This window comes from Anaerotalea alkaliphila (assembly GCF_010179735.1).
In the GTDB taxonomy this organism is placed as follows: domain Bacteria; phylum Bacillota; class Clostridia; order Lachnospirales; family Vallitaleaceae; genus Anaerotalea; species Anaerotalea alkaliphila.
This window is the reverse complement of sequence record NZ_JAAEEH010000043.1, coordinates 1-19,963: the sequence shown is the minus strand read 5'-3', so window position 1 is coordinate 19,963 and position 19,963 is coordinate 1. Positions and strand designations below refer to the sequence as shown.

General features: G+C 43.3%; 23 protein-coding genes and 1 pseudogene. All 24 read left to right on the top strand.

Annotated features, from left to right (window positions below):
• Positions 1–183 precede the first annotated feature (183 nt).
• The 24 genes and pseudogenes from GXN74_RS12420 to GXN74_RS12305 all read left to right on the top strand — a co-directional run bounded on the left by GXN74_RS12420 (position 184) and on the right by GXN74_RS12305 (position 19,773).
• Positions 184–882 (top strand): head maturation protease, ClpP-related, encoded by a 699-nt coding sequence (locus tag GXN74_RS12420; protein ID WP_162371262.1) that lies wholly within the window; start codon positions 184–186, stop codon positions 880–882.
• Positions 883–901: 19 nt separating this feature from the next.
• Positions 902–2,110 carry a phage major capsid protein gene (locus GXN74_RS12415; protein ID WP_012065061.1) on the top strand — a complete coding sequence of 403 codons (1,209 nt, stop codon included), beginning with the start codon at positions 902–904 and terminating at the stop codon, positions 2,108–2,110.
• A 12-nt stretch (positions 2,111–2,122) separates the two neighbouring features.
• The gene (locus tag GXN74_RS12410; RefSeq protein ID WP_162371261.1) at positions 2,123–2,335 is read left to right on the top strand and encodes a Head fiber protein; all 213 of its coding nucleotides are present in this window, start codon (positions 2,123–2,125) and stop codon (positions 2,333–2,335) included.
• 18 nt (positions 2,336–2,353) lie between these two features.
• A complete protein-coding gene (locus GXN74_RS12405) occupies positions 2,354–2,662 on the top strand; it encodes a head-tail connector protein (protein WP_162371260.1) in 309 nt (102 codons plus the stop codon).
• 2 nt (positions 2,663–2,664) lie between these two features.
• Positions 2,665–2,997, top strand: a complete 333-nt coding sequence (locus tag GXN74_RS12400) for a head-tail adaptor protein (protein WP_162371259.1) — start codon at positions 2,665–2,667, stop codon at positions 2,995–2,997.
• Positions 2,990–3,421, top strand: a complete 432-nt coding sequence (locus tag GXN74_RS12395) for an HK97-gp10 family putative phage morphogenesis protein (protein ID WP_162371258.1) — start codon at positions 2,990–2,992, stop codon at positions 3,419–3,421. Before GXN74_RS12400 ends, GXN74_RS12395 begins: the two co-directional genes overlap by 8 nt.
• Positions 3,418–3,762, top strand: coding sequence for a hypothetical protein (locus tag GXN74_RS12390; RefSeq protein ID WP_162371257.1), 345 nt, complete (start codon positions 3,418–3,420; stop codon positions 3,760–3,762). Before GXN74_RS12395 ends, GXN74_RS12390 begins: the two co-directional genes overlap by 4 nt.
• Positions 3,763–4,338, top strand: a pseudogene (locus GXN74_RS12385) (major tail protein); the annotation flags it as partial.
• 320 nt (positions 4,339–4,658) lie between these two features.
• Positions 4,659–5,069, top strand: a complete 411-nt coding sequence (locus GXN74_RS12380) for a hypothetical protein (protein WP_162371255.1) — start codon at positions 4,659–4,661, stop codon at positions 5,067–5,069.
• 252 nt (positions 5,070–5,321) lie between these two features.
• Entirely contained in the window at positions 5,322–7,592 is a 2,271-nt protein-coding gene (locus GXN74_RS12375) for a phage tail protein (protein WP_162371254.1), read from the top strand.
• A gap of 18 nt (positions 7,593–7,610) precedes the next feature.
• Positions 7,611–8,738, top strand: a complete 1,128-nt coding sequence (locus tag GXN74_RS12370; RefSeq protein ID WP_162371253.1) for a phage tail family protein — start codon at positions 7,611–7,613, stop codon at positions 8,736–8,738.
• Between the two features lie 11 nt (positions 8,739–8,749).
• Positions 8,750–9,823 (top strand): hypothetical protein, encoded by a 1,074-nt coding sequence (locus GXN74_RS12365; RefSeq protein WP_162371252.1) that lies wholly within the window; start codon positions 8,750–8,752, stop codon positions 9,821–9,823.
• Between the two features lie 83 nt (positions 9,824–9,906).
• Positions 9,907–10,323, top strand: a complete 417-nt coding sequence (locus GXN74_RS12360) for a phage holin family protein (RefSeq protein WP_162371251.1) — start codon at positions 9,907–9,909, stop codon at positions 10,321–10,323.
• 28 nt (positions 10,324–10,351) lie between these two features.
• A complete protein-coding gene (locus GXN74_RS12355) occupies positions 10,352–11,041 on the top strand; it encodes an N-acetylmuramoyl-L-alanine amidase (protein WP_162371250.1) in 690 nt (229 codons plus the stop codon).
• Positions 11,042–11,156: 115 nt separating this feature from the next.
• Positions 11,157–11,402, top strand: coding sequence for a hypothetical protein (locus tag GXN74_RS12350; RefSeq protein ID WP_425481855.1), 246 nt, complete (start codon positions 11,157–11,159; stop codon positions 11,400–11,402).
• Positions 11,377–11,694, top strand: a complete 318-nt coding sequence (locus GXN74_RS12345; protein ID WP_162371249.1) for an rRNA biogenesis protein rrp5 — start codon at positions 11,377–11,379, stop codon at positions 11,692–11,694. The genes GXN74_RS12350 and GXN74_RS12345 overlap by 26 nt, the downstream gene beginning before the upstream one ends.
• Complete coding sequence (locus GXN74_RS12340; RefSeq protein WP_162371248.1) at positions 11,687–12,823, top strand: DUF2800 domain-containing protein; 1,137 nt, start codon at positions 11,687–11,689, stop codon at positions 12,821–12,823. The genes GXN74_RS12345 and GXN74_RS12340 overlap by 8 nt, the downstream gene beginning before the upstream one ends.
• Positions 12,824–12,828: 5 nt before the next feature.
• Positions 12,829–13,380, top strand: a complete 552-nt coding sequence (locus tag GXN74_RS12335) for a DUF2815 family protein (RefSeq protein WP_162371247.1) — start codon at positions 12,829–12,831, stop codon at positions 13,378–13,380.
• Positions 13,381–13,453: 73 nt separating this feature from the next.
• Positions 13,454–13,972 carry an NUMOD4 domain-containing protein gene (locus GXN74_RS12330; protein WP_162371246.1) on the top strand — a complete coding sequence of 173 codons (519 nt, stop codon included), beginning with the start codon at positions 13,454–13,456 and terminating at the stop codon, positions 13,970–13,972.
• Positions 13,959–15,899, top strand: a complete 1,941-nt coding sequence (locus GXN74_RS12325) for a DNA polymerase (protein WP_162371245.1) — start codon at positions 13,959–13,961, stop codon at positions 15,897–15,899. Before GXN74_RS12330 ends, GXN74_RS12325 begins: the two co-directional genes overlap by 14 nt.
• Positions 15,900–15,955: 56 nt before the next feature.
• On the top strand, positions 15,956–16,171 hold the full coding sequence (locus GXN74_RS12320; RefSeq protein WP_027107880.1) for an SHOCT domain-containing protein: 216 nt from the start codon (positions 15,956–15,958) through the stop codon (positions 16,169–16,171).
• A gap of 61 nt (positions 16,172–16,232) precedes the next feature.
• Positions 16,233–17,792, top strand: coding sequence for a recombinase family protein (locus tag GXN74_RS12315; protein ID WP_162371244.1), 1,560 nt, complete (start codon positions 16,233–16,235; stop codon positions 17,790–17,792).
• Complete coding sequence (locus GXN74_RS12310; RefSeq protein WP_162371243.1) at positions 17,793–18,209, top strand: recombinase; 417 nt, start codon at positions 17,793–17,795, stop codon at positions 18,207–18,209.
• Position 18,210: 1 nt separating this feature from the next.
• Positions 18,211–19,773 (top strand): recombinase family protein, encoded by a 1,563-nt coding sequence (locus GXN74_RS12305; protein ID WP_162371242.1) that lies wholly within the window; start codon positions 18,211–18,213, stop codon positions 19,771–19,773.
• Positions 19,774–19,963 lie beyond the last annotated feature (190 nt).

The window sequence follows — 19,963 nt, the reverse complement described above, 5'->3', positions numbered from 1 at the left end:
TGTTAAGTTCTTTTCAACAAACTAAATTTTATCATTAAAAATAGTGGCGAAATGTAAGTGGTTTATAGAGTACTCATATTCAAATTATGATCAACTCAACATTATCACTTACTTTCCATAATAAGCCTTATGCGAAGCTAAACATTACGCGTTCGCAAATATTAAAGAAACGGAGGAACCTAAATGAAGAAGTTTTGGAACTGGGCGCGTGATGATAATACAGGTGTCCGAACACTCTACCTAGATGGCGTTATTGCCGAAGACTCATGGTTTGACGATGATGTCACCCCTAAGGCATTTAAGGCAGACCTTAATGCTGGTGAAGGTGACATTGTTATTTGGGTCAATTCTCCAGGAGGTGATTGCATTGCTGCTAGTCAGATTTACGCCATGCTGATGGATTACAAAGGCACTGTCACCGTAAAGATTGATGGCATTGCCGCTTCAGCCGCCTCAGTCATCGCCATGGCGGGGACAACGGTACTCATGGCACCAACAGCCCTGATGATGGTCCATAACCCCCTTACCGTGGCCATTGGAGACAGCGAGGAAATGAAAAAAGCCATCGCTATGCTTTCTGAAGTTAAAGAGAGCATCATCAATGCCTACGAAATCAAGACAGGCCAGTCAAGAACAAAGCTCTCCCATCTTATGGATGCGGAGACCTGGCTCAATGCGAAAAAAGCCATCGAACTTGGCTTTGCTGATGGAATCTTGGAGGATGAAAAGAAAAGAAGTCAGACTGAGGATTTCACCTATGCCTTTAGCCGCAGAGCTGTTACCAACTCCCTGCTGGATAAGGTAAAACCCAAACTACCAAAAGAGAATACTGGCACCCCAATTGAGTCGCTAGAAAAGCGGCTTTCTTTAATTCAACACTAAATTTTAGGAGGAAAACACTATGAATAAAATTCTTGAACTGCGTGAAAAAAGAGCAAAGTCCTGGGAAGCGGCTAAAGCCTTCCTGGATACCAAAAGAGGTACAGATGGAATTGTATCAGCTGAAGACACTGCAACTTATGAAAAAATGGAAGCGGATGTGGTTGCCCTCGGTAAAGAGATCGATCGTCTTGAAAAGCAGGAAGCACTGGACCGCGAGCTTTCAAAGCCACTTAACACGCCACTTACCGGAAAACCTATCTTCCAGGGTATGGAATCCAAAGGTGGCAGAGCCTCCGCAGAATACCAGAAAGCCTTCTGGAATGCCATGCGTACGCGTTCTGGTGAGGGCCTTGATCCAGTGATTAAGAACGCACTGCAGATTGGAACCGACACTGAAGGTGGTTACCTTGTACCGGATGAGTTTGAGCGTACCCTTATTGAAGCCCTGGATGAAGAGAATATCTTCAGAAAGCTGGCCAACGTCATCTCAACTTCTTCTGGTGACCGTAAGATTCCAGTAGTGGCTTCAAAAGGAACCGCTTCTTGGATTGATGAAGAAGGTGCCATTCCTGAAAGCGATGATAGCTTCGGTCAGGTTTCCATTGGCGCTTACAAGCTAGGTACCATGATCAAGGTGTCTGAAGAGCTTCTTAATGACAGCGTCTTTAATCTTGAGAACTATATTGCCAGGGAGTTTGCAAGACGTATTGGTAACAAGGAAGAAGATGCCTTCTTTACTGGAGATGGTTCTGGTAAGCCTACGGGTATCCTTGCTGCCACTGGTGGAGCACAAATCGGTGTAACCGCTGCAAGTGCTACTGCCATTTCGATTGATGAGATTTTGGACCTCTTCTACTCTCTTAAATCGCCTTACAGAAATAAGTCCGTGTTTGTTATGAACGATGCCACCATTAAGGCCATTAGAAAGCTAAAAGATGGTCAGGGTCAGTATATCTGGCAGCCTTCACTTCAGGCTGGAACACCAGATACCATCTTGAATAGACCTGTTTACACTTCATCTTATGTTCCTACCATCGCTGCATCTGCAAAGTCCATCATCTTTGGTGACTTTGGCTATTACTGGGTAGCGGATCGTCAAGGCAGAGTGTTTAAGAGACTTAATGAACTCTATGCAGCTACTGGCCAGGTGGGCTTTGTTGCTACTCAGCGTGTGGATGGAAAGCTAATTCTACCTGAAGCCATCAAAGTGCTTCAGCAGAAAGCGTAATGGAGGTGTCCTATGAGCTATAACACAAAGAACTATACCGAACAGGGCGGTGAGAAAACCGTCATTGGTGGAACGCTTGAAATCAAGGAAGGGGCGGTCGTTACTGGCCTCCCCGTTCTCGATAATCAAGCCGCAAGTACTGCTGCCACAGTTGAGGATTTGGTTACGGATTTTAATGCCCTCCTCACCAAGCTTAAGACTGCAGGGCTTATGCTTTCAGACTAATGAAAGGATGGTGGCGGTATGACACTGCTGGAAAAAGTAAAAGCAAATCTTATTCTTAATCACTCGGCTGATGATGAACTACTTGAGATGTACATCACCGCCGCTACCCGGTATGCAGAAAGCTATCAGCATCTTCCTGAAAATCACTATGTCGAAGCACTTATGTCAGCCACCACAGAGCAAGCCATTATTATGCTGTCGTCCCACTTTTATGAATCCAGGGACGGCAGCACCGGTGGCTTCTTTTCAGATAATGTGCAGGCTGGACAGCAAGTATGGAATACAGTTAATTTGCTTCTGCGACTTGATCGGGATTGGAAGGTGTAGCTATGAGCTTTGGGAAAATGAATGCCTTTATCGATATTGTAGAGAGTGTCCCCATTAAAGACGCTGAAGGGTTTAAAACAGAAGTCGATAACATCGTAGCTTCTGTCAGAGCTTACCGTGAAGGTCGCCATGGCAATGAGAAATGGGCAAATAGAGCTTCCTTTTCTGAAGCTACAGATCTTTTTCGATTTCGTCATATCCCAGGTACAACCATATCAACATCTATGGTGATCATCCACAGTGATAAAAGATTTGAAATAACATCTGTTGAGGATGTCAAAGGCCGCGGGATGTATATTGAAGTGCTGGCAAAGGAGGTGGTTCCAAGTGGCTAAGGCAACCATGCGAATGCCCGATGACTTCTTGATGAAGTTCTCAAAGCTCGGTGATAAAACAGATGAAATCGTCTCTAATGTTTTAGAAGCTGGCGGTGAAGTTGTTCTGGATAAAGTAAAAGCCAACCTCAAAGGTGTTATTGGGAACGAAACCAAAGAAAAAAGCCGTTCAACCGGTGAGCTGGTTTCCTCCCTTGGACTCTCTCCCACTAAGCTAGATCGAAATGGAAACTTCAATGTCAAGGTTGGCTTCAATGAACCTCGTGGCGATGGCGACGCCAATGCTAAGATTGCAAATATCCTGGAATACGGTAAATCTGGTCAGCCACCTAAACCCTTTTTGAAGCCCGCAAAGTCCGCATCGCGGAAGGCATGCATTGAAACTATGAAATCAGAACTGGATAAGGAGATTGAAAAGCTATGAGCTTACTTGCGGATTTAAACCACATACTAGGACCCCTAAACATTCCTGTGGAGACCGGAGTGTTTTCCGATACGCCGCCTGATGAATATCTGGTTATTACCCCCATGTCTGATAGACTGGATCTCTTTGCAGATAATGAGGCCTATATGATTCTCTCAGAGGCAAGGCTGTCTCTTTTCACGAAGAAGAACTATATGAAGCGCAAGAAAGAACTGACTAAGGCTCTACAATCTGGAGGGATAACCATAACGGACAGACAGTATGTTGGTTATGAACACGATACTAAATTTCATCATTACGCCATTGACGTAATGAAAGAATATGAAACGGAGGAAGAATAAATGGCAACAATCGGATTGGATTCTCTATATTATGCCAAGATCACCGAAGATCAAAATGGCATCGAAACCTATGGCACCCCTAAAGTACTGGCTAAAGCCATGACTGCAGAGCTGAGTATTGAGCTCATTGAAGCCATTCTCTACGCAGATGACGGTGCCAGCGAGGTGGTCAAAGAATTTAAGAGTGGATCACTAAGCCTGGGGATTGATGATATTGGTTCACTTGTAGCTCAGGATTTAACCGGCTGCAAAATTGACAGCAACAATGTGGTGGTTTCAAGAAGTGAAGATGGTGGCAGCCCTGTGGCAGTTGGGTTTCGTGCCAAGAAGGCAAATGGAAAGTATCGCTACTTTTGGCTCTACAGGGTTATCTTCTCTGTTCCCGCCACAAGCCTTGCCACCAAAGGCGACTCCATTACATTTAGCAGTCCCACCATAGAAGGAACCGTCTTTAGAAGAAACAAACTGGACGGAGAAAGCAAGCATCCTTGGAAAGCGGAAGTCACTGAAGGAGATAATGGTGTTTCTGCATCAACAATTACAAGTTGGTTTGCTTCAGTGTATGAACCAAACTTTACCCCAGTTACGCCGACCGTAACTATTACAACTCAACCAGCAACTCTCACAGAGGTCACTGAAGGAAGCATTACTGGAAGCCTTTCTGTTGTGGCAAGCTCCAACACCTCAAACCCTGTAACTTATCAGTGGTATGAAAATACCATCGATAGCACCACTGGCGGTACTGCCATAAATGGAGAAACTTCTGCGAGCTTTGATATTCCAACGGACCTCTTGGCAGATACCTATTACTACTACTGCGTCTTAAGCTCTAGTGGTGCAGAAAACGTAACGACCACAGTGGCTACTGTTGTTGTTTCTTAATGGGAGGGTTGATCATGGCAGATGAAAAATTAAAAGTTGATGAGGCCGCTGAAGAACGAAGTACCACCATTGATATTGGCGGCACGGAGTTCAAGATGATTCTTACCACCAAAGCTACAAAGGAAATTGCCAAGCGCTATGGTGGTCTTGAGAATTTGGGCGATAAGCTCATGAAAACTGAGAACTTTGAAATGGCACTTGAAGAGGTGGTGTGGCTCATCACCCTTCTGGCAAACCAGTCCATCCTGATCCACAATATTAGGAACAAGGATGATAGAAAAGAACTTCTCACAGAAGATGAAGTGGAGCTTCTTACCACTCCCTTTGACCTGGCTAACTACAAGAATGCCATTATGGCCAGTATGATGAAAGGTACAAAAAGGAATGTGGAGAGTGACGACTCAAAAAACGAGGTGGTCGGGTAAGTGATGAACAAGTCTTTACCCGACTTATCTACTTTGGAACAGTCCATTTAAGGCGTTTAGAAGATGAAGTATGGCTCATGCCCATTGGCTATTTGATGGACCTTTGGGAGTGTCACAAGCAATTTACCGGAATATCCAAACCGAAACAAGAGCGCTACATCGACGAAATTATCCCAGAATTTCTATAACAAAATCATTTAGAGTGGCACCTACATTGGTGTCATTTTTTATGCCCCAAAGGAGGTGAACGCTATGTCGGACTTCGGCCTGAAAATCGGTGTTGAGGGTGAAAAGGAGTTCAAGAGCTCTCTTCGAGATATCAATCAAACATTCAAGGTGCTGGGTTCTGAAATGAATCTGGTTACTTCACAGTTTGATAAGCAAGATAAATCCATCAAGGCTATTACAGCAAGAAATGAAGTCTTAAATAAAGAGATCGATGCTCAGAAAAACAAAGTATCCACCCTTGAAGCTGCGCTGAAAAATGCTGCGGAGTCCTTTGGGGAAAATGACAAGCGAACAAAAGCCTGGCAGATTCAGCTAAACAATGCAAATGCAGATCTGAACAAAATGGAAAAAGAGCTGGATGACAACAACAAGGCTCTTGATGCAGCCAGTGATGGGTTTGATGATGCAGGTAAGGAAGCGGACAAGTTTGGGGATGAAATCAAAGACTCTGCAAAAGTGGCAGATGATTCAGGTGGTAAGTTTGAAAAGCTCGGTTCAGTTATGAAAGGTGTGGCTGCCGGGATAGGCGTTGCCATGGCTGCCATTGGAACTGCTGCTGTCACCGCAGGTAAAAAGCTCTTTGATATGGCTAATGATGCTGCGGCTGCAGGGGATGAAATCGATAAGGCCAGCCAGAGAATTGGTCTCTCCAGAAAAGGCTATCAAGAGTGGGACTATGTTCTTTCCCAAAATGGAGCAAGTATCTCTTCATTAGATAATGGAATGAAAAAACTCAATAACACTGTGGACGATGCCATCAATGGGAGTTCCTCAGCCACTGAAAAGTTTCAACGACTAGGTATTTCCATGTCAGATCTACAGGGAAAAACCCGTGAAGAAGTCTTTGAAATGACCATTAAAGGTCTTCAAGGGATCTCTGATGAAGGTGAAAAAGCGGCCATTGCCAATGACCTGCTTGGGAGTGCTTCAGTTGAACTGGGGGCACTTTTAAACCAGACCGCTGAAAGCACCGATGCCCTTAAGAACAAAGCCAGTGAACTGGGTCTGGTTATGAGCGATGAGTCTGTAGACGCTGCGGTGAACTACACAGACGCCATGGATAACCTCACCCGCTCCTTTGCTGGGGTGAAAAACAACATCACCTCACAGCTCCTTCCTGGTTTTACCATGATTTTAGATGGTTTGACGGGCCTTATCACTGGCCAAGAGGGTGCCGCCGAGCAGTTAAAAGAAGGTGCAAAACAGACGGTTGAGCAGATTGCCGTCATCCTTCCTCAAATTCTGGATGTGGTTACTGGACTTATTGCAGCTATTGCAGAAGTTGCACCTGATTTGATTCTGGCTCTTGTCAGTGGGATTTTAGATAATCTTCCCACACTTATTGAAGCGGCAACCAATATCATCATGACCATTGTAGGTGGCCTTATCGAAGCCTTACCTCAAATTACAGATGGTGCGCTGCAGCTTGTTCTTACATTGGTAGATGGGATTATTTCCAATCTTCCTGCCCTGGTGGAAGCGGCGCTAGTTATGATTGTGACCCTTGCAACGGGCCTTGGAGATGCTCTTCCAGAAATTATTCCTTCCATTGTAGAAGCGGTGATTCTAATCGCTACCACCTTAATCAACAATCTGGACTTGGTGCTGGATGCAGCTTTTCAGATTATCAGCGGATTGGCTATGGGGCTTTTAAACTCTCTACCAACTCTGATTCAATCACTGCCTCAGATTATTAACAGCATCATTACCTTTATCACCAGTAACCTACCAAAGCTCATTGAAATGGGAGTTCAGCTGACCATTCAGCTTGGTATGGGCTTGATTAGAGCCATTCCACAGATCGTGGCTCAACTACCTCAGATCATCATGTCTATTGTCACCGGACTTGCCCGTGGGATTCCATCAATTTTAGAAGTCGGAAGAAATATCACCAGAGGTTTATGGGACGGTATCGCATCGATGATTGGTTGGCTTGGAGAAAAGGTGAAAAATATGGTCAACGGAATTGTTGGTGGCGTTAAGAAGGTTCTTGGTATTAGATCTCCTTCAAAGGTATTTGCAGGCATTGGTTCCAACATGGGTGAAGGTATTGGAGAGGGCTTCGAGAAAGCCATGGGTGATGTGGAAAAAGATATGCAGGGAGCTATTCCTACAGACTTTGATTTGGACCTGAACTCTCAAGTCACTGGAAGTTTTGGTGGTTCTGACGGAGCAGTCTTTGATGTAACTATCCCTCTTACCATTGACGGTAACATTCTTACAAGAGTTATTGCACAGCTTCAGTGGAACCAAAACACCGTAACAGTTAGAAACCTTGGTGTGGCAGGAAGTTAATAGAAAGGAGGCTATCCCTTGATTGAAATTTACGCAGGAGCAACCATGATTCAGTCCGTTAAGAAAGTCATCAGCTCAAATATTAGAGAAACCTTAGAGGGTGAATTTACCCTCTCATTTACTGTTATGGCGAAGTCTGCATTGGCTTTAAAAACTAGGCAAATTGCAAAACTAGATAATCAGTATTTTGAACTGGTCCAAATTAGTAAATCAATTCAAGGGAGCCTACCGGTCTGCTCTGTTCTTTGTGAGCATGTGTCTTATCTTTTGAATCATGAAATGTATCAAATAAGCAGTTTTGATTTCACGGGTGATCCTTTTGCAGGATTATCCCAGCTCCTTGCAGGCACTCCCTTTTCAGCTGGGATTGTGGATTTTACAGAGAGTGTCACGATGAAAATCAACCAGAAGGTTTCCAGGAGAGCTGCTCTTATGCAGTTCATTGCTATTTTGGGTGGTGAAATCCAGTACGATGGCTATAGCATTAATATTCGTAGCCATAGAGGCTCCAATGATTATATCCCCGTGATGGGGTCAAAGAATGTTACAAACGTGGCTGTATCCCACGACTCAAGGGAGAATGCATCATCCTATGATATTTCCTTTTTTAAGCTGATGGATTTGGCTGTTGGTGATAATGTGCACATCATCTTCAATCCATTAGGTATCAATGTGAAAACCAGGATCATCTCTCTTGAGTACAATCCTTTTTACAGGTTCAACATCCGAGTGGAGGTGGGAAGATACAGGCCAAGTATTTCTGATACCTTCTATCGCATAGAAAACTCTATATCTAATGTTGGAAGCTCCGTGGATGATCTTCAAAACCAGGTCTATGACTTAGGCGTCTCCTACACCATTGTAAAAACACTGTCGGTCGTTGATAACAAAATCAATGTGACCTATGAAGTGGAAAAAGGTGATACCCATCAGTATCATGCCGAGTACAGCTTCACCACTGATTCCAGTGGCAGGATCACCAGCATTGCCTTAGAAGACATTTTCTCAGAGCTTCTCCTTAAAGAGGTCTCTTCACTTCTGATTGATGCTGCAGCCTTTGAAGTAACCTATGCCGATGGCTCAACCGGAAGCTACACCTACTCCACTGATTCTAGCGGAAGAATTACAGCCATTGAGAAAGTTTAAGGAGGAAAGCCATGAGCTATGATCGTAATTTTAATAACACCTTGGCCATCTGGACAGCTTTTGGTGGTAGAGGCAGCATTGTCCTTCCTATTCCTACCTTAAGCTGGACCAAGAAGTACTATAACAACTTTGGCTACACCCAATACGGAAGTGAAAGACAGATTAATGTCTATGATAACGGAAACGCTCAGATAGCTGTTTATTACGCCAAAACCCCATACATGTCCTACTGGAACAAGACCACCAAACAATGGACCGTTGTCAGTGTTCCTTGGTGGAGTCATGGACAGCCTGAAATTCTTTATGCTGCTGATGGTGTCTTTATCGCAAAGATCGTGGGTCTCGCCAATATCATCGCATCCTTTGATGGTATTACCTGGCATAACGCAGGATACTGCGCCGGAGCGCAAAATGCCATGACCTGTGGTGCTTATGATATGGACAGAGGCTCAGGGGTGGTCAGCTGGTGGTATTACAAGTCACCGGTTTACTACAGCTTTGATTCCCTGGAAGAAAGAACTGCCTGGACCCTTGTAGGCTCTGACGGAACCTCAGTCCCCATCTTTAAATACCTGACCAGGCACAAAGGATACTTTGTGGGAGTTGTTGGTGGTGACAAATCCATCGCCAGAGCCAGCACATCAAGTCCAGGAAGCTGGGGAACTACCATTCCTGAAGATGTGAATGATACAAGGTACATGTTCATCCGTTCTATCAATGGTGTGCTCTTTGTGATGAAATTCAATTACACCAATGTAGGCGGCACTTACACCTACTATGTGAAGCTCTGCGTGATGAACGATAATGCCACAGAAATTACTGAAACCAATCTCTCCTGGGTAGGGGATCTGGCAAATAACAACATCCCAAATCCAAGAAACATCATCTGGATGCCCGACTGGGGTAAGTTCGCGCTTCTAAAAGAGAGCAGCCTTTGTGTATCCTCTGATGGGATTACCTGGGAATGCTTGCATCAGCCAGGGTTAACAACTTCCCAATACGATACTTTCGATGGTGCCATGTACATTCCCGGAGATGGCTTCTATGCCAAAGCCAGCGGGTATGTTTACTATGCACCTTACTAATTGAAGCCCTTTATTATCAGATTATGACGCCTTTAGCTGGGCGTCTTTTTATATATAAATCTACATGAAAGCGAGGAAAAACAATGAGAGATATTTGGACTTATATTCAACTGGCTATTGCTGGCCTTGGCGGTTGGCTTGGCTGGTTTCTCGGAGGTTACGATGGATTTTTATATGCCCTAATTGCCTTTGTTGTCATTGACTATCTGCTTGGTGTCATGTGCGCCATTATCGAGAAGCATTTATCCAGTGACGTGGGTGCTCGGGGCATTTTCAAGAAAGTCGTTATTTTTTCATTGGTAGGCATTGCCCACATCATTGATCAGCACATCATCGGTGATGGTGGTGTTATCAGAACAGCAGTCATCTTCTTCTACCTATCCAATGAAGGAATCAGCATTATTGAAAATGCCACAAGACTTGGACTGCCTATTCCAGAAAAGCTCCGCGATGTTTTGGAACAACTTAAAGACGGTGGCGATAAAGATGGAACAAAGTAATGCATGGCCATCTTGAAGGAGGAGAACAATGAACCTTAAAAAGCTAATCTTTACAGAAAATGAATGCTATAAAACAGGCAGAAAAATCAAGCCCAAAGGAATCATGGTCCACAGCACTGGGGCTAATAACCCTTATCTTCGTAGATACGTTGGTCCAGATGATGGCATCCTGGGAGAAAACCAGTACAACAATCATTGGAACCAACATAGACCCAGTGGTAGACAAGTTTGTGTCCATGCCTTTATTGGAAAGCTAAAAAATGGTACTGTTGCTACCTATCAAACCCTGCCATGGGATCATAGAGGCTGGCATGCAGGAGGTGACGCCAACAACAGTCATATCGGATTTGAAATCTGTGAAGACAACCTGTCCGATGCAGCCTACTTCAACGCGATCTACAAAGAAGCCACAGAGCTTTGCGCACATCTTTGTAAACTCTATGACCTGACGGAGAAAGACATCATCGGCCACTATGAAGGCTATCAAAAGAAAATCGCCAGCAATCACGGAGATCCTCGGCACTGGTTTTCTAGGCATGGTAAGAGTATGGATACTTTCAGGGCTGACGTTAAAAAGCTACTGACGGCTCCTACTCCTACAACTAAAAAGCTTTACCATGTTCAGGTCGGGGCCTATAGCGTAAAATCTAATGCAGATGCTATGCTGGCCAGAGTAAAAGCTGCAGGCTTTACAGATGCCTTTATCAAAACTGACTAGTTAAGCATTATGCCCTTGGAGGTTTAAAACTTCTGAGGGCATTATTTTTTTGTTATTTCATAAAATCGTCAGATTTCCATCCTTCCCAAGGCTACCAGATAGAGGGGAACAAATAATGACCCTTCAGAAAGAGGTGATGGATATGAAACACAACCTGAAGATCAGTGTTTCAAAAATGCCACAGACAGGCGGAATCGTTACTTGCCGTAATGTCACCGTAAGGGAGCGCATTCTACGTTTCCTCCTTGGAGATAAACAGCGTGTAACAATTCTGATTCCAGGAGATAGCGTCCAGGAACTTGCTATCTGTGAGACTAGGAAAGGAGGAAAGGAACTTGAGCAAAGTAAAGTTACTGCTTGATGTGGTAAGCGATATGCGAAGCCTTGCAGACAGCATAGAAGTGGTTTGTAAGGCAATGACGGAAAGTGATGCTGTACCTGAAAAAGTACCTGCCACAAAGACAGAAACAACTAAAGAGCCGGAGATCCCACTTGAAAAAGTGCGTATGGTTCTTGCCGAAAAAAGCCAGCTTGGTTTTACTGCGGAAGTCAGAGCTATTATCGGGAAGTATGGTGCGGATAAGCTCAGTGCAGTTGACAAGGCCTACTATGCTGACATCTTGAAAGATGCGGAGGTTCTTGGCAATGGGTAATCACGCAATACTATCTGCATCTTCTTCACACAGATGGCTTCACTGCTTGCCATCTGCAAGGCTTGAACTTGAGTTTGAAAACACAAGTGGAGAGGCGGCAAAAGCAGGTACTGCAGCACATGAACTCTCAGAACACAAACTGAAAAAGGCTCTCCACATCAGAAGTAAGAGGCCTGTGTCAGAATATGATTCAGATGAAATGGAAGAATGCACAGACGACTACGTTGCTTTCATCATGGAGCAGGTAGAACTCGCAAGAAAGTCCTGTACAGATCCTATCGTTCTAATTGAGCAACGTCTTGATTTCTCTTGTTATGTGCCAGATGGATTTGGGACTGGAGATTGTGTAATCATCTCAGATGATAGACTTCACATAGTAGATTTCAAATACGGAATTGGAGTCCTTGTGGATGCAGAAAACAATCCACAGATGAAACTCTATGCGTTAGGGGCTCTTGAAATCTATGACAGTCTCTACGACATCAAAGAAGTATCAATGACTATTTTCCAGCCACGAAGAGAAAACGTCAGCACCTGGACTGTTCCGGTAGAAGAACTCAAAGCTTGGGCAGAAGAGGAACTAAAACCAAAGGCAGCAAAAGCCTATCAAGGGGAAGGTGAATATATCCCTGGTCCATGGTGTACTTTCTGCAGAGCATCCATAAGATGCCGTGCAAGAGCTGATGAAAAGCTCAAACTGGCCCAGAAGGAGTTTAAGATGCCACCACTGCTTACAGATAGTGAGATTGAAGAAATTCTAAACATTATTCCCGACCTCACTAAGTGGGCGGGTGAAATAACTGCTTATGCCACAGATGCAGCAGTTAACCATGGGAAAGAGTGGAGTGGTTTTAAAGTTGTGGAAGGTCGCTCGGTTCGTAAGTACAAAGATGAAGATACTGTAGCAGAAAAAGCTGTAGAAAGCGGATATAAGGATATTTACCGTAAAAGCCTTATTCCTTTGACAGAGATGCAAAAACTGATGGGCAAAACCAAATTTGAGGAAATTCTAGGAAGCCTCATAGTAAAACCACCGGGAAAGCCAACTCTTGTTCCTAGCTCAGATAAAAGAGTGGCTATGAATGTAACGAACGCAAAAAACGAATTTAATGAAATTATGGAGGATTGATCATTATGAAAAACAATATGAATAAAACGAAGGTAATTACAGGTGTGAACACAAGACTCTCTTACTTCCATGGGTGGGAGCCGGTTTCCGTCAACGGTGGTGCTGAAAAGTATAGCGTATCTGTACTCATTCCAAAGGACGATACAGAAACCATTAACGCAGTAAATGCTGCAATTGATGCCGCTATTGAGGAAGGTATCGCAAAGTTTGGTGGAAAGAAGCCCAACAAGGCTGCCATTAAAATTCCTTTGCGTGACGGAGATTTGGAACGCGATGACGAGGCATACAAGGGGCATTATTTTATCAATGCTAACAGCAAAACCCCACCACAGATTGTGGACAAGAGCGTTAAGCCAATCATGGATCGTGGTGAGGTGTACAGCGGATGCTTTGCTAGGGTTTCTCTGAATTTTTTCGCATTCAATTCCAACGGAAACAAAGGTGTGGCTTGCGGACTTGGCAACATTCAAAAGATTAAAGATGGCGAGCCTCTTGGCGGAAAGACTTCTGCAGCAGATGATTTTACAACTCTTGCAGAAGATGACTTCCTTGCCTAATAGAAAAGGCCAATTGACGGTGGTGGGGGTGTTTCCTCTACCACCTGCTTTTTTAGGAACGGAGGTAAAATAAATGGATGAAATATGGAGAGACATACCCGGATATGAGGGTCGCTATCTAGTAAGTAATTATGGAAGAGTTTATTCTCATTTTCATGGACGTATATTAACTCCTAAAACTTCTGGTCGCGGTTATCAAGGCATTACTTTGAGTTATAGAGGTATAAAACAACGTTTTTACATTCACAGGTTAGTTGCGGATTGTTTCTTGCCACAACCTAAAACCCACGAATATGAAGTGAATCACAAAGATCTTGATAAGCAAAATAATCATGTGTCAAATCTAGAATGGTCTACTAGAGAAAAGAATTTTAAACATGCTTATAGTAATGGCAAAGTCGATTTTCGTAGGCCAATACGATGTGATAATAAAACTGGAAAACAAGGAGTTTCAAAACATACTGGAGGTTACCAAGTTTCTATTTCATATAATAAGTGTCGCAGATATCTTGGATGGTTTAAAGATTTAGATACAGCAATTAGTGTCAGAAATAAAGAAGAGAAGAGGTTAATCGAAAATGAAGTCTATTAGCATAGATTTAGAAACTTATTCCTCAGTGAATCTGCAAAAATCAGGAATTTACAGATACTGCGAAAGCCATGATTTTGAAATACTGCTCTTTGGTTATTCTGTTGACGGTGGAGAGGTGATAGTGGTTGATCTTGCGAAAGGTGAAAAGATACCACAGATCATACTGGATGCCTTGACCGATGAAAAAGTAGCCAAGTGGGCTTTTAATGCTCAGTTTGAGCGTGTCTGTCTATCCAGATATCTTGGACACCCTTGTGGAGAATATCTAAATCCATCCTCATGGAAATGCTCAAAGGTATGGTCTGCCTATATGGGGCTTCCCTTATCCTTAGTTGGTGTGGGTGCAGTTCTTGGTCTTGAAAAACAAAAGCTTACAGAAGGTAAAGACCTGATCAGATATTTCTGTGTACCATGTACACCTACCAAATCAAATGGTGGTAGAACTCGCAATCTACCAAGTGATGATGAAGAAAAGTGGGAGAGGTTTAAGGATTATAACAAGCGAGATGTTGAAGCGGAAATACAGATACAGCAGAGGCTTAGTAAGTTTCCTGTGCCGGATGAAATATGGGGTGAATACCACCTTGACCAGGAAATCAATGATCGTGGCATCAAAGTAGATATGGACTTTGTAAAACAGGCTATCGCTATGGATGAGATGTCCCGCATCAAGCTGATGAATCAGATGCAGGAAATAACAGAGCTTGACAACCCAAACTCAGTACAACAAATGAAAGGCTGGCTTTCTGAAAATGGTGTGGAAACAGATACCCTTGGTAAAAAAGCTGTAGTAGAGCTATTAAAGGACGCACCAGATTATCTAGCTGAGGTGCTTAAACTCCGACAGCAACTGGCAAAGTCATCTGTTAAGAAATATTCTGCAATGGAAAATGCAGTCTGCTGTGATGGCAGGATTCGTGGTATGTTTACTTTTCTGGGTGCCAATCGGACAGGGCGTTTTAGCTCAAAAATTGTGCAGCTACAGAACCTGCCACAAAACCATATGCTGGATTTAAAAGAGGCACGAGGCATCGTAAAAAGTGGTGATTCTGAAGCCCTTGAATTGCTCTATGAAGATATACCTGATACTCTTTCACAGCTTATTCGGACAGCTTTTGTGCCGAAGGAAGGCTGTAAGTTTGTCGTTGCCGACTTTTCTGCTATTGAGGCCCGTGTGCTGTCATGGCTTGCAGGTGAAAAGTGGAGAAATGAAGTATTCGCAAGTGGCGGTGATATTTATTGTGCATCCGCATCACAGATGTTTGGTGTCCCTGTAGAAAAGCATGGTGTGAACGGTCATTTAAGGCAGAAAGGTAAGATCGCAGAATTGGCACTTGGATACGGTGGATCAGTGGGAGCCTTAAAGGCTATGGGCGCACTGGATATGGGCCTTGAGGAAGAAGAACTTAAACCTCTTGTCAACGCCTGGAGGCAGACCAATCCGTACATCGTAAAGTTCTGGTGGGATGTGGATAGAGCAGCTAAGAAGTGCATCAAGGAAAAGCAGTCTCAAGAAACACAAAATATCAAATTTCACTACAGGAGTGGAATGCTCTTTATCGTTCTTCCATCTGGTAGGCAGCTTGCCTATGTTAAACCAAAGATTGGTGAGAATATCTTCGGTGGAGAATCGGTCACTTACGAAGGTGTCGGTGCTACAAAGAAATGGGATCGACTTGAAAGCTATGGACCTAAGTTTGTGGAAAACATTGTCCAAGCAATTTCTCGTGATCTATTGATGCATGCCATCAAGATACTAAGCACTTGTCGCATTGTGGCTCATGTGCATGATGAGGTTATTATTGAGGCGGATCCTAGCATGTCACTTGATAGGGTGTGCCAGCAGATGAGTAGAGTTCCACCATGGGCAAAGGGGTTGCTTCTTGATACCGATGGTTATACCTTCGAATTTTATAAGAAAGATTAGTTAAAACATCAGATTTCACCTCTTGCCGTGGCTACCAGGTAGGAGGTGTTTTTTTTATGAAGATTATTGAAGTGAAAGATGGCAGCCCCATCAAGGGTGAGACAGAACCGATGACAGAGGAACAGTTGCAAAGAGAGTATGACTTTTATATAGCAGAAAGTATTATCAGGATGCTTCAGAAAGAAGGCAAAATTACAGAGGATGAACGACAAAAAATATCAGCGTTAAACCGACAGAAATTCTCACCAAAGCTAGCTGAGATTATGTCTTAAATCACTTGCTATTAGTGGCTTTTAGAGTGATATATGTAATGAAAGAAAGCGAGGTGAGACAATGAAAAAGATAACGAAGATCGATGAACTGACTAAAGCACAGTCCTCAAATATTAAACTTCGAGTGGCTGCATATGCCAGGGTTTCAACAGATAGCGATGAACAGCTAGAAAGCCTTAAAGCGCAGCGGGAGCACTACGAAAACTACATTAAATCCAATCCAGAGTGGGAGTTTGCAGGGCTCTATTATGACGAAGGCATATCAGGGACTAAGAAGGAAAAACGACCTGAGCTTCTTCGGATGATTCTAGACTGTGAAAGTGATCGGATTGATTTTATTATCACCAAATCCATCAGCCGTTTTGCACGTAATACCACGGACTGCTTAGAACTGGTAAGGCAGCTCTTAAATATCGGTGTGTTCATTTATTTTGAGAAAGAAAATCTGAACACGGGCGATATGGAGAGTGAATTAATGCTCTCAATTTTATCGGGATTTGCCGCAGAAGAGTCCGCGTCTATTTCACAGAATACCACATGGTCAATCAATAAAAAGTTTCAAAATGGCAACTACATTATTGGCAGCCCGCCTTATGGTTATGCCAATGTGAACGGTGAGATGGTAATTGTGCCAAAAGAAGCAGAGATAGTTAAACGCATTTTTGCAGAGTGCCTTTCAGGTAAAGGTGGCAGTGTAATCGCAAAAGGTCTCAACAAAGACAAGATTCCAGCAAGTAGAGGAAACCATTGGAGCTCAGGTACAGTGATTGATATGCTCCGAAATGAAAAATATAAAGGGGATGCGCTTTTCCAAAAGACATACACGGATAGCAATTACAGTCGACGACCTAATAAAGGTGAGAAAGACCAATTTTACTGCAAGAATCATCATGAGCCTATCGTCAGCAAAGAAGTGTTTTCTAAGGCACAAAAGCTGATAACACAAAGAGCGAAGAGTAAGGCTGTTAACAAGAACGTGTACCAAAACAGATATGTATTAAGCGGCAGAATCGTCTGTGGAGAATGCGGGTCCAAGTTTAGGAGAAAAACAAACTACTCTGCCGGTAGAAGTTATATCGCCTGGAGCTGCATAGGGCATATTGAAGACAAGGACAGCTGCTCCATGCTATTTATTCGGGATGGAGAGATAAAGGCTACCTTTGCCACCATGATGAATAAGCTTGCCTACAGCAGAAAGATTATCCTTGGGCCACTTTATGATGATATAAGTAAAAACCAAGAAGAGTGTGACCTTGAAAGAATTGATGCCATCGATAAGCGCATGGAGCAATTGACCGAAGAGCGCAATACACTTATTGGCCTTATGACAAAAGGGTTTCTTGAACCGGCACTTTTTAGCAAGGAACGAAATGCTCTGGATAGCGAAATAAAAAATCTAACCACTGAGAAGACGAATCTGGTCATGTCATTTACAAGTGGCACATCACAGGCAGATGAGGTAAAGGCGCTTTTTGATTATGTTTCTAAAGATAAGTTTGATGGCAACTATACAGACGAGGCGTTTGAAAAGTTTGTAGAAAACATCATTGTAAATTCAAGGGATGAACTGATATTTGAACTAAAATGTGGACTTTCCCTTAAAGAAAGGGTGGTGAGGTAAATGGCCTATGTACCATACGGATATACAATTACGGACGGAGTTGTTACCGTTGATGAAAGGGCTGCGGATCAAGTAAGTGATTTCTTTGAAAAGTACATTTCAGGACTTTCTCTAGCTGTGGCCGGTGAGCAGGCTGGTATTGAAAAGACACATTCATCCATGGGGCGTATTTTGAAAAATGTCAACTATCTTGGAAATGACGTATACCCCGCAATCATTGATAAAGAGACGTTTGATAAGGCTGAAGAAGTTAGAAGTAAACGTGCGAAGGACTTAGGGCGGATTGCAGAGCTTGCAGCTTTCAGTTCTCCCCCACCTATAGAGCGATTTAAAGTGAGAAAATCAGAAGGTAAGCTTCCAGATGATCCAGTAGCGCGAGCGGAGTACCTGTATAGTCTGATAGAAAGCGAGGTTTAAATTGGCAGAGAAAAACATAACTGTAATTCCAGCACGAAAAAGGGTCGGAAGTACAGCCGCAAAAGAAAAAGTAAAGAAACTACGTGTTGCTGCTTATTGCCGTGTTTCTACAGAAACTGAAGAGCAGAACTCAAGCTATGAGGTGCAGGTGGCGCATTACACCGAGTTTATAAAGAAAAATGCTGAATGGGAGTTTGCAGGCATATTTGCAGATGACGGCATTTCAGGCACGAACACGAAAAAACGAGAAGAGTTCAACCGCATGATCGACGAGTGCATGGAGGGGAACATCGATCTGGTTATTACAAAATCCATCAGTCGATTTGCCCGTAACACTCTGGACTGCCTAAAGTATATTAGGCAGCTAAAGGATAAGAACATATCGGTGTTTTTCGAGAAAGAGAACATCAACACAATGGATGCCAAGGGAGAGGTGCTTCTGACCATTATGGCATCCCTCGCGCAGCAAGAAAGTCAGAGCCTTTCCCAGAACGTTAAGCTTGGACTTCAGTATCGATACCAGCAAGGGAAAGTCCAGATCAACCATAATCGCTTTATGGGGTACACAAAAGATGAAGAAGGAAACCTAATCATTGTTCCTGAAGAGGCTGAAATCATTAAGCGCATTTACAGAGAGTACCTTGAGGGTAAAAGCCTAGCAGGCATTGGTAGGGATCTTGAGAAGGACGGTATTTTAACAGCTGCAGGAAAACCAAGATGGCGACCGGAGACCATAAAGAAGATTCTGATGAACGAAAAGTACATCGGTGATGCCCTTTTACAGAAGACCTTCACCGTGGATTTTCTTACAAAGAAAAGAGTCAAGAATGAAGGCCATGTCCCACAGTATTATGTTGAAAATAGCCATGAGGCGATCATACCAAAGGAACTATTTTTACAGGCTCAGGAAGAACTTCATCGCAGGAATAATATTTACACGGGGGCAGATAAAAACAAAAGACTCTATAGCAGTAAATACGCTTTGAGCACCATAACCTTCTGCGGAGATTGCGGGGACATTTACAGACGGGTCTACTGGAATATACGTGGTAGAAAAGAGTTTGTTTGGCGATGCGTTACAAGAATCGAGCAAGGCCCTGAAACGTGTAAGAATCGAACGGTAAAAGAAGGAGATTTATATGATACGGTAATGACTGCCATTAATAGACTCCTTGCCGGTGGAGATAACATGATAAGAACACTAGAAGATAACATCCATGCGGTAATTGGTGACACCACAGAATATAAGATTTCAGAGATTAACAAACTGCTAGAGGAAAAGCAGAAAGAAGTAATTAGCCTTGCCAACAAGGGAAAAGATTACGAATTCCTAGCTAATGAGATTGATAAGCTCCGTGAAGAGCGACAGAGGCTTCTTGTGGAAGATGCATCCTTAAGTGGTGAGAATGAGCGGATAGACGAACTGATAGGATTTATCCGCAGGAACAAATATCGCACCCTACTGTATGATGACACTTTAGTAAGGAAGCTGATCCAAAACGTCACGGTGTACGAAAAGCACTTTGTGATTAGCTTTAAATCTGGCATTGAAATTGAAGTGTGAAAAACGGATTATAGAATTGGCCGTTTTACTTAGCTAAATGGAACTAGCAATTATCAATTTAGTTATGTCAAGCGTTTTTGAAAATGTCCCGAAAAACTTATAACATAGGCACCAGCTATTGCTGGTGCTTTTTTGGTCTTGGGCGTGATGCAAGGGAGCGGCATTTATTCCACGGACCTGTTTACAGCGA